The 9,326-nt window shown below is 71.2% G+C and carries 11 protein-coding genes and 1 pseudogene; 5 read left to right on the top strand and 7 right to left on the bottom strand.

Annotated features, from left to right (window positions below):
• Positions 1-559 (top strand): annotated as a pseudogene (locus tag FPZ47_RS24830) (DNA polymerase III subunit gamma/tau); the annotation flags it as partial.
• 8 nt (positions 560-567) lie between these two features.
• Here FPZ47_RS24830 and FPZ47_RS24835 read toward each other — a convergent pair.
• Both FPZ47_RS24835 and FPZ47_RS24840 read right to left on the bottom strand, forming a co-directional pair.
• Complete coding sequence (locus FPZ47_RS24835) at positions 568-1,887, bottom strand: class I SAM-dependent methyltransferase (RefSeq protein ID WP_210419997.1); 1,320 nt, start codon at positions 1,885-1,887, stop codon at positions 568-570.
• Positions 1,884-3,281: an FAD-binding oxidoreductase gene (locus tag FPZ47_RS24840; protein WP_425461840.1), complete on the bottom strand. Its 1,398-nt coding sequence runs from the start codon at positions 3,279-3,281 to the stop codon at positions 1,884-1,886. The genes FPZ47_RS24835 and FPZ47_RS24840 overlap by 4 nt, the downstream gene beginning before the upstream one ends.
• Before the next feature lie 85 nt (positions 3,282-3,366).
• On the opposite strand from FPZ47_RS24840, the gene FPZ47_RS24845 reads away from it, so the two are divergent.
• Positions 3,367-3,804: an SRPBCC family protein gene (locus FPZ47_RS24845; protein ID WP_144956449.1), complete on the top strand. Its 438-nt coding sequence runs from the start codon at positions 3,367-3,369 to the stop codon at positions 3,802-3,804.
• On the opposite strand, the gene FPZ47_RS24850 is transcribed toward FPZ47_RS24845, so the two are convergent.
• Positions 3,801-4,568 (bottom strand): Rv3717 family N-acetylmuramoyl-L-alanine amidase, encoded by a 768-nt coding sequence (locus FPZ47_RS24850; RefSeq protein ID WP_210419999.1) that lies wholly within the window; start codon positions 4,566-4,568, stop codon positions 3,801-3,803. The two genes, FPZ47_RS24845 and FPZ47_RS24850, sit on opposite strands and share 4 nt — an antisense overlap.
• 98 nt (positions 4,569-4,666) lie before the next feature.
• Here FPZ47_RS24850 and FPZ47_RS24855 point away from each other — a divergent pair, with 98 nt between their 5' ends.
• Together FPZ47_RS24855 and recR are read left to right on the top strand one after the other, a co-directional pair.
• Complete coding sequence (locus tag FPZ47_RS24855; protein ID WP_144956446.1) at positions 4,667-5,023, top strand: YbaB/EbfC family nucleoid-associated protein; 357 nt, start codon at positions 4,667-4,669, stop codon at positions 5,021-5,023.
• A gap of 13 nt (positions 5,024-5,036) precedes the next feature.
• Entirely contained in the window at positions 5,037-5,648 is a 612-nt protein-coding gene (gene recR / locus FPZ47_RS24860; protein ID WP_144956443.1) for a recombination mediator RecR, read from the top strand.
• A 10-nt stretch (positions 5,649-5,658) separates the two neighbouring features.
• Here the strand turns inward: recR and FPZ47_RS24865 are convergent, their stop codons facing one another.
• Together FPZ47_RS24865 and FPZ47_RS24870 are read right to left on the bottom strand one after the other, a co-directional pair.
• Positions 5,659-6,366, bottom strand: a complete 708-nt coding sequence (locus FPZ47_RS24865; protein ID WP_144956440.1) for a type 1 glutamine amidotransferase — start codon at positions 6,364-6,366, stop codon at positions 5,659-5,661.
• The gene (locus FPZ47_RS24870; protein ID WP_144956438.1) at positions 6,359-7,597 is read right to left on the bottom strand and encodes a Mur ligase family protein; all 1,239 of its coding nucleotides are present in this window, start codon (positions 7,595-7,597) and stop codon (positions 6,359-6,361) included. The genes FPZ47_RS24865 and FPZ47_RS24870 overlap by 8 nt, the downstream gene beginning before the upstream one ends.
• An 84-nt stretch (positions 7,598-7,681) precedes the next feature.
• On the opposite strand from FPZ47_RS24870, the gene FPZ47_RS24875 reads away from it, so the two are divergent.
• A complete protein-coding gene (locus tag FPZ47_RS24875; RefSeq protein ID WP_144956435.1) occupies positions 7,682-8,674 on the top strand; it encodes a DEDDh family exonuclease in 993 nt (330 codons plus the stop codon).
• 6 nt (positions 8,675-8,680) lie between these two features.
• Here FPZ47_RS24875 and FPZ47_RS24880 read toward each other — a convergent pair whose 3' ends face one another.
• Together FPZ47_RS24880 and FPZ47_RS30310 are read right to left on the bottom strand one after the other, a co-directional pair.
• Positions 8,681-9,064: an SHOCT domain-containing protein gene (locus tag FPZ47_RS24880; RefSeq protein WP_144956432.1), complete on the bottom strand. Its 384-nt coding sequence runs from the start codon at positions 9,062-9,064 to the stop codon at positions 8,681-8,683.
• A 12-nt stretch (positions 9,065-9,076) separates the two neighbouring features.
• Positions 9,077-9,326, bottom strand: a 250-nt coding sequence (locus FPZ47_RS30310; RefSeq protein WP_282593871.1) for an alpha-isopropylmalate synthase regulatory domain-containing protein, incomplete at its 5' end; no start/stop codon positions are given.

A 9,326-nucleotide genomic window follows, 5' to 3' on the forward strand; every position in this document is an offset into this window, starting at 1 on the left:
CCCCGGGCCCGAACCCGAGCCCGCACCCGAGCGGGTGCTCGCCCCGGCCCGCGAACCGGCGCCCGAACCGGCCCCGCCGGCGGCTCCTGCGCCGGCGCCCGCCGCCGGTGAGCCCAGCGCGGCCGCGGTGCGGACCATGTGGCCGACGGTGCGCGACAAGGTACGCCAGCGCAGCCGCACCACCGAGGTGATGCTGGCGGGCGCGACCGTGCGCGCCGTGGAGGGCAACACGCTGGTGCTGACCCACGAGTCGGAGCCGCTGGCCAGGCGGCTGTCCGAGCAGCGGAACGCCGACGTCATCGCCGAAGCGCTCAAGGACGCCCTGGGGGTGAACTGGCGGGTGCGCTGCGAGACCGCCGCCCCCGCCCCCGCGGCGACGGCGGTGCCCGAAGCGCGACCGCCAGAGCCCGACCCGGCCCCGGATCAGCGGGACGAGGAGGAGCACATGCTCGCCGAAGCCGGTCGCGACGAGTCGTCGGCGCCGCGGCGCGATCCCGAGGAGGCCGCGCTGGAGTTGCTGCAGAACGAGCTGGGCGCCCGGCGGATCGACGGCGGCTAGCCGGCTCGCTAGGCCTGCCACCAGGGCCGCAGCGGCAGGCCGTCGTCGCCCGACGCGTCGGCCCTGGTCGCCAGCACGTGATGCAGCTGAAGGTTGTTCTGTTCGAAGGCCACCCGTGAGGCCGCCATGTACAGGCCCCACACCCTGGCGGTCGGCAGGCCGACCTCGGCGACCGCGTCGTCCCAGTTCTCGACCAGGTTGCGGCACCAGTCCCGCAGGGTCATCGCATAGTGGTGCCGGAGGTTCTCCGAGTGCAGCACCTCCAAGCCGGCGTCCTGGATCTCGGTGGTGATGCGCCCGGAACCGGTCAGCTCCCCGTCCGGGAAGACGTAGCGGTCGGTGAATCCCCCCGCCAACGACGTCGACCGGTTGTCGCGACGGGTGATGCAGTGATTGAGCAGCAGCCCGCCGGTGCGCAGCTTGGACCGCAGGAAGCCGAAATAGGCCGGGTAGTTGCGGACGCCGATGTGCTCGGTCAGCCCGATCGAGGAGACGGCGTCGAACCCGGCCTCGGCCACGTCGCGGTAGTCGGCGTGGCGCACCTCGGCCAGTCCGGCAAGCCCCTGGTCCGCGATCGCCCGCTGCGCCCAGCTCGCCTGCTCGGCCGACAGGGTGGCGCCGATGGCGCGCACACCGCGACGCGCCGCGTAGCGCACCATGCCGCCCCACCCGCAACCGACGTCGAGCAGCCGGTCACCCGGCCTCAGCCGCAGCTTGTCGAAGACGAGCCGGTACTTGTTCTCCTGAGCCTCTTCCAGCGTCGCGTCGGCGTGCGGATACACCGCGCAGGTATAGGTCATCGACGGGCCCAGCACCCACTCGTAGAAGGTGTTGGAGACGTCGTAGTGGTGGTGGATGGCCTCGGCGTCGCGGGTCTTGCTGTGCATCAGGCCGTCGGCGACCCGGCGCCAGCGGGGCGGCGTCTCCTGCGGCGGCGGCGGCACCGGCCGCAGGTGCTCGACGCCGAGCGAGCGCACGACGTTGGCCATCACCCGCGCCGACGGTCGCTTGAACTGGACCCGGTCGGTCAGCGTCTTGAGCAGCTCGTAGGGGTCGCCGGGATGGACACCGTAGAGCTGCAGGTCGCCCGACACGTACGCGCGGGCCAGGCCGAGCTCGCCGGGGGCCGTGGCCAGGTAGGTGGCGCCGCGGGGTGTCCGCAGGTCCAGGCCGAGCACCGCGTCGGCGTTGCCGGCGGTGCTGCCGTCGTAGGCGGTGAACTTCAGCGGATGGCGTCCCGTCGCGGCGAAGATCTCCAGGATCTCGGCCATGCTGAGTTTGCCCGAGGCGGTGTGGTGGGGTTCCCTGATCTGCCGAATCGCTGTCATCGTCGTTGCACCGCCTTCGCGTAGAGGTCGAGTAGACGGGAGTCGGGGTCGTAGGCCTTCTTGACGGTCTTGTAGGCCGCGCCGCCGTAGCGGGCGTCGAACTCCTCGCGGGTGTAGTAGGAGTCTGAATACAGCGACTTGTGCCCGTCGAGTTCGCTCACCTTCGCCTCGATCATCCGGTTCGTTGCGCCCACCGGGTCCGCCCCGTTTCCGGCGGCCCCGGCCGGCACCGAGGACCAGAACCCGATGTTGACATAGGTGTGGTCCGGCCGCATCGGATACAGCGGCCAGCCGTCGTGATCGCGCAGCCGCAGCGGGCAGAACCAGATCGGGGCGATCGGCACGGTGTGCAGGAACCACTCCAGGAACTCGGCGGCGCGTTCGATCGGCACCTCGACGTCCTGCACCACCCGCTCCCGCGCCGGGCGGCCGTGACGTTTGTCGATCCGGTCCGATATCGCAAAGCGCTGGTCCATCGCCACCAGCTTCGTGTAGACGCTGCTGCGCCGGTAGCGGCGTGGCCACCACCGCCGCAGCCGCGGATCCTGCACGCCGAACGCGCGGGAGCACCAGAACCAGTCCGTGTCCCAGCGCCAGAAATAGTCGTGGATGGTCAGCCGGTCGTCCTTGGCGGCGTCCGGGCCCGCGGCGTCGTGCTGGATCGACCGGTAGTAGATGTCCTTGCCGGTGTAGTCGCTGACCGGACCCGGGGTCGAGGTCCGCCGGCCGATGCTCAGGTAGCTCTCGTCCGGGCCGAACACCACGCCGTCGAGATAGTCGACGGGAGCCCCGCCGTGCCCGCCGGTGTCGACGATGCGTTCGGCCGCCGCCACCATCTCCGTCAGCGAGTGGAATCGGATGTGCCGCAGCGCCACAAAGGGCGACACCGGCTCCAGCTCGATTCGTAGCCGGGTCGAATAGCCAAGGGTGCCATAGGAATTCGGAAATGCACGGAAGAGGTCGGGGTGCCGGCTGCGCGAGGTGGTGAGCAATTCGCCGCCGCCGGTGAGGATGTCCATCTCCAGCACCGATTCGTGGGGCAGCCCGTTGCGGAACGACGCCGACTCGATCCCCAGCCCGCTGACCGCACCTCCCAGGGTGATCGTCTTCAATTGCGGGACCACCAGTGGCGAAAGGCCGTAGCGCAGCGTCGCCGCCACCAGGTCCTCGTACGTGCACATGCCGGCGACGTCGGCGGTGCGGCTCTCGGGATCGACCCCGAGGACGCCGGTCAGCCCGGAGGTGTCCAGCCCGGGCGCATCGTGTTTGATGCGGGCGCGGAACAGGTTTGAGGTCGGTTTGGCGAGCCGGATGACGGACGTCGGCGGGATGGACCGATAACTGGCCAGCAACCGGTCGACGCCCGCGGTGTGGGCGGATCCAGGGATTGGCACCACATATACCCTAGTCTTCGGCAACTGCCCGTGCACCCGGGTGCGGGCGGCGACACGCAGAACACGATCATGAGGGGAAGTTGCCGTGGCACAGGTAAGCGCAGTCAGCACGATCTTGGTCGACGCCGAGCCCGCGGCCACCCTCGCCGCGGTCGCGGACTATCAGAAGGTCCGCCCGAAAATCCTTTCTCCGCAGTACAGCCAGTACCAGGTGCTGCAGGGCGGGCAGGGCGCGGGCACCGTCGCCAAGTGGAGACTGCAGGCGACCAGGTCGCGGGTTCGCGAGGTGCAGGTCGACGTCGACGTCGCCGGCCACACCGTCATCGAGAAGGACGCGAACTCGTCGATGGTCATCAACTGGACCGTCGCTCCTGCCGGGCCCGGCTCCAGCGTCACCGTGAAGACCACCTGGACCGGCGCCGGCGGCGTCAAAGGGTTCTTCGAGAAGACCTTCGCGCCCTTGGGGCTGAAAAGGATTCAGGGCGAGGTGCTGGCCAACCTGAAAAAGGAACTGGAAGGCTAGCGCGCCTGGCCCTGGGTGGCCAGGTATCCCGCGACGCCGCGCACCACCGCGTCGGCGTACTTCTGCCGGCCCTCGGCGGACTCCATCAGCGCCGAGTCGGCGGGGTTTTTCATGTTGCCGCACTCGACCAGGATCGCGGGGTACTGCGCCAGGTTCAGGCCGGTCAAATCCGAGCGACCGTAGAGCCCGTTCTGGCCGATGTAGTTGGCGGGCGGGATGCCCGACGCCTGCAACTGGTCGCGCATGACCCGGGCGTACTGGACCGACGGCCCGGCCTGCACCTGGTTCAGCGGCGGTGCCGAGTAGTTGACGTGGAATCCACGGCCGGACGGGGGGCCGCCGTCGGCGTGGATGCTCAGGATCGCGTTGGGGTGCAATGAATTGGCCACGTTGACGCGCTCATCGATGCACGGCCCCAACGCATTGTCGTTGCCGCGCGACAGGGCGGTCCGGACGCCCAGCGCGTTCAGTTCGGCCCGGACCCGCAGCGCGGTGTCCCAGGTGAACGTGTGCTCCGGGTAGCCGGTGTTGGTCGACGTCCCGCTGGCCTGGCAGTCTTTGGTGCCGCCGCGGCCGGTCGGCACCTGGCGTCCGATCGAGGCGTCGTTGGCGCCGTTGTGGCCGGGATCGATGAAGACGACCATGCCGGCGATGTTGGCGGGAGCCCCCCACGCAACCGGGGCCGGGACGATCGCGGCCGCCGTGGCCACCAGCGCCGCGACCGCCATTTTGAGCCCGACACACCCGCTCACTCGTAGGTCCACCACGCCACGGTAACTGCGGGCGGTCTACGCTGGGGTTCTCAAATCGCCCGACACCCATAGGCGAAACCAACTCGATACCGAGATGCGAGGGGATTGTCATGCAACCCGGAGGCGATATGTCCGCACTGCTCGCCCAGGCGCAGCAGATGCAGCAGAAGCTACTGGCAGCCCAGCAACAACTCGCCAACGCCGAGGTGCACGGCCAAGCCGGCGAAGGCCTGGTCAAGGTGGTCGTCAAGGGCAGCGGGCAGGTGGTGGCGGTGCAACTCGACCCCAAGGTCGTCGACCCCTCGGACATCGAGACCCTGCAGGACTTGATCGTCGGCGCCATGGCCGACGCGTCCCGGCAGGTCACCAAGATGGCGCAGGAACGGCTGGGGGCGCTCGCCGGCGGCATGGGCGGCCCCCCGCCGGGTGCCCCGCCGACCCCGCCGACCCGGATGCCGGAGCTGTAGACCCCACACCGACATGTTCGAGGGACCCGTCCAGGATCTGATCGACGAGCTGGGCAAGCTGCCGGGTATCGGCCCCAAGAGCGCCCAGCGGATCGCCTTTCACCTGCTGTCGGTGGAACCGCCCGACATCGACCGCCTGACCGCGGTGCTCACCCGGGTGCGCGATGGCGTCCGATTCTGCGCGGTGTGCGGCAACGTCTCCGACGACGAGCGCTGCAGGATCTGTTCCGACCCCCGCCGGGACGGGTCGCAGGTGTGTGTCGTCGAGGAGCCCAAGGACGTCCAGGCCGTCGAGCGCACCCGCGAATTCCGGGGCCGTTACCACGTTCTGGGCGGCGCGCTGGATCCGCTGTCCGGGGTGGGGCCCGACCAGCTGCGCATCCGCGAGCTGCTGAGCCGCATCGGTGAACGCGTCGACGGCGTCGACATCACCGAGGTGATCATCGCGACCGACCCCAACACCGAGGGCGAGGCGACGGCCACCTACCTGGTCAGGATGCTGCGCGACATTCCCGGCCTGAGCGTCACCCGGATCGCGTCCGGGCTGCCGATGGGCGGCGACCTGGAGTTCGCCGACGAGCTCACCCTGGGCCGCGCGCTCGTCGGCCGCCGGGCGATGGTCTGACACGGTTGCCCTAACGCGCCGCCAGCCGTTCGCGGCGCAGCAACTCGACCTCGGGTAGCTCCAGCGGCGCCAGCTCGCCCACCACCCGGCTCAGCAGCAGGTCGGCGAGCTCGGGGTTGCGGGCCAGGCACGGCCCGTGCATGTAGGTCGCGACGACGCTGCCCTGCACCGCGCCGTCGAAGCCGTCGCCGCGCCGGTTGCCGGCGCCCCTGACCACCGCGCCCAGCGGCGACGCCGCGGGACCCAGCACGGTGCCGCCCCGGTGGTTCTCGAAACCGGTCAGCGGCTGCGCCAGCCCGGTCGGCAGCGGCGTGCTCGCCAGTTCGCCGATGGTGCGCGCCGCCTGGGGCGAGGTGCTCGCATCCAGCAGGCCCACCCCGTCGACCCGCTCGCCGGCCGACGTCTCGTACCACCGCCCGAGCACCTGCACGGCCGCGCAGATGGCCAGCACCGGCGCGCCCCGCTCCGCCGCGCGCTGCAGCCCCGGGTAGCGCAGCAGATGCCGGGTCGCCAGCCGCTGCGCGTAGTCTTCCGCCCCGCCCAGGGTGTACAGGTCCAGTGACTCCGGCACCGGGTCGGCCAGCGTCACCTCGACGATCTCGGCGGCGATGCCCCGCAGCCGCAGGCGCTGCCGCAGCACCACCGCGTTGCCGCCGTCGCCGTAGGTGCCCATGACGTCGGGCAGCACCAGCCCGATCCGCACGCTCGAGTCAGCCATGGCGCGCCCATGCCCGCTGCAACTGCAGGAACGCGGTGTAGTTGGCGACGACCTCGACGCGCCCGGGCGGGCAGGACGCGATGGCGGCCATGGTGTCGTGCACCAGCGTGTGCTCGACGCCGGCGTACCCGAGGCGCACGGCCAGGTCGGTGCCCCGCTCGCCGGCGGCGACGACGGCGGTTTCCTCGAAGTGCTCGAACCGGACGTCCCACAGCCACGACAGGTCCTCCCCGTCGGGCACCTGCCCGTTGACCGCGATGACGACCCCGGCGGCGTGCTTGTCCACCATCGACAGCGCCTCGGACCAGCCGGCGGGGTTCTTGGCCAGCAGGAGCCGCGCCTCGTGGCGGCCGACACGCACGGTCCGGTAGCGCCCGGCGACCTCGTCGACCCCCGACACCGCCGCCAACGCCCGCACGGGATCGGCGCCCAGCGTCACTGCGGCGGCCACCGCCTGGGCGGCGTTGCCGTGGTTCACCGCGCCCGGCAGCGCCAGCCGCATCGGCAGGGCCAGGCCGTCGGGACCGTAGAGGGTCTCGCCCTCTTCCGGGTCGAGCCACCACTGCGGGGTGGGCCGCTTGAAGTCCGCGCCGGTGGAATACCAGTGGCCCTTCTCGCGGACGATCACCTCGCCGCTGCGCGGGCAGCTGACCGAGTCGTTGGCCCACGCACCGCCGGCGCCCACCCACACGACGTTCGGGCTGTCGTAGGCGGCGGAGGTCATCAGCACGTCGTCGCAGTTGGCGACGACCACCGCCGCGGGGTGGCGGGCCAGGCCGGCCCGCAGCGCCCGTTCGATGACGTTGATCTCGCCGACGCGGTCCAACTGGTCGCGCGACAAATTGAGGAGGACGACGACGGCGGGCTCCACGGCATCCAGGACGTGGGGGACGTGCATCTCGTCGACCTCCAGCACGGCCAGTTCGGCGTCGCGGTCGGCGGCCAGCGCGGCCACCAGGCCGGCGTCCATGTTGGCGCCTTCGGCGTTGGTCGCCACCGACCCGGCGGTGCCCAGCGCCGCCGCCGTCATCCGGGTCGTGGTCGACTTGCCGTTCGTCCCGGTGACGACGACCGTGCGGCGGCCCGCGCCGAGCTGGCGGAGCACCGAACGGTCCAGCGTCATCGCGACGAGGCCGCCGATCATCGCCCCCGCCCCGCGGCCGGTGATCCGCGACGCCCAGCGCGCGCCGGCGCCCGCGGCGAGGGCCAGGCGCGCGCGGGTGGTGATCACCCCGGCAGTGTAAACGGGCAGTTTAAAGGCGACACGGCGGTGAGCGACCGGGCGATGTCGGCCCGACGTGCCATTCTGTCGTTCATGAACCGGGTGTCTTGGGGGCGGCCGGCCGGCGAGCCGGACGGCGGTTGGGCGGTCGTCGACGTCGAGACCTCCGGGTTTCGTCCGGGCCAGGCGCGCATCATCAGCCTGGCCGCGCTGGGCCTGGACGCCGACGGGCGGGTGGAGCGCTCGGTGGTGAGCCTGCTCAACCCGGGGGTGGACCCGGGCCCCACGCACGTGCACGGCCTGACGTCGGCGATGCTCGAGGACCAGCCGCAGTTCCGCGACATCGCCGGCGACGTGGCCGAGGTGCTGCGCGGCCGCACGCTGGTGGCGCACAACGTCGCGTTCGACTACGCGTTCCTCGCCGCCGAGGCCGAGCTCGCCCGAACCGAACTTCCCGTCGACACCGTGATGTGCACTGTCGAGTTGGCCCGCCGGCTGGACCTCGGCACCGGCAACCTGCGGCTCGAGACGCTGGCGGCGCACTGGGGCGTGACCCAGCAGCGCCCGCACGACGCGTTCGACGACGCCGTGGTGCTGACCGGCGTGCTGGCGTCGGCGCTGCGGCGGGCCCGCGAACGCGACGTGTGGCTGCCGGTGCGCCCGGTCACCCGGCGCCGGTGGCCCAACGGCCGCGTCACCCACGACGAGCTGCGGCCGCTCAAGGCGCTGGCCTCGCGGATGCCGTGCCCCTACCTCAACCCGGGGCCGTTCGTGCGGGGCAGGCCCCTGGTTCAGGGCATGCGGGTGGCGCTGGCCGCCGAGGTCGGGCGCACCCATGAGGAGCTCGTCGAGCGGATCCTGCACGCCGGGCTGGCCTACAGCGACACCGTGGACCGGGAAACCTCGCTGGTCGTCTGCAACGACGCGGCCCCCGAGCAGGGCAAGGGCTATCTGGCCCGGCAACTGGGGGTGCCGGTGGTGACCGATGCCCACTTCATGGACTGCGTCGGCGCCGTCGTCGGCGGCACGAACATGGAGCAGTTCACCGACGTCTCCGCGCTGGACGCGCAGCTCGCGCTGTTCTGACGGGCGTCAGTCCAGCGCCTTGCCCTTCAGCGTGTCGAACTCGTCCGGGGTGATCGTGCCGTCGTCCAGCAACTCCTTGGCGTGGGCGATCTCCTGAGCCGGCGATCGGCCGGTGACCTCGCGGAAATAAGCCTGGCTGCCCCGCTTGACCAGTGCCGCGGCCTCCCGCGCCCGCATCGTCATGTCCTCGCCGCGCACGATCAGGTAGACCAGCGCGGCCAGGTAGGGGAACAGCACCAGGAAGAACACCCACACGGCCTTGACCCAGCCGGTGGTGCTGTGGTCGCGCCAGAACAGGTCGGCCATGATGCTGAACAGAATCAGCAGGTAGGCGATGAACGCGAAGGCGACGATGACCGACCACACGAAGCCCCACGAGGTGTGCCACACGGTGATTGCTCCTTACGTCGTCGGCGCCTCGACGGTGCGGGAGGCGCGGTTGACCGCCGACACGACCGCGCGCAGCGAGGCGATGGTGATCGACGACGCGATCCCCACCCCCCACACCGGCCGCCCGCTCACGTGCCCCGATTCGTGCCGACCCGCTTCGCCCGGCTTCGCCGCGCTCGCGATCGTCACGTGCCCCGATTCGTGCCGACCCGCTTCGCCCGGCTTCGCCGCGCTCGCGATCGTCACGTGCCCCGATTCGTGC

Source organism: Mycobacterium helveticum (genome assembly GCF_007714205.1).
Lineage (GTDB): Bacteria > Actinomycetota > Actinomycetes > Mycobacteriales > Mycobacteriaceae > Mycobacterium > Mycobacterium helveticum.

What these genes read in the sequence shown, in the direction of transcription:
- FPZ47_RS24835 (WP_210419997.1), bottom strand. Translation starts at nt 1,887, where the DNA reads ATGACAGCGATTCGGCAGATCAGGGAACCCCACCACACCGCCTCGGGC.
- FPZ47_RS24855 (WP_144956446.1), top strand. Translation starts at nt 4,667, where the DNA reads ATGCAACCCGGAGGCGATATGTCCGCACTGCTCGCCCAGGCGCAGCAG.
- recR (WP_144956443.1), top strand. Translation starts at nt 5,037, where the DNA reads ATGTTCGAGGGACCCGTCCAGGATCTGATCGACGAGCTGGGCAAGCTG.
- FPZ47_RS24865 (WP_144956440.1), bottom strand. Translation starts at nt 6,366, where the DNA reads ATGGCTGACTCGAGCGTGCGGATCGGGCTGGTGCTGCCCGACGTCATG.
- FPZ47_RS24875 (WP_144956435.1), top strand. Translation starts at nt 7,682, where the DNA reads ATGAACCGGGTGTCTTGGGGGCGGCCGGCCGGCGAGCCGGACGGCGGT.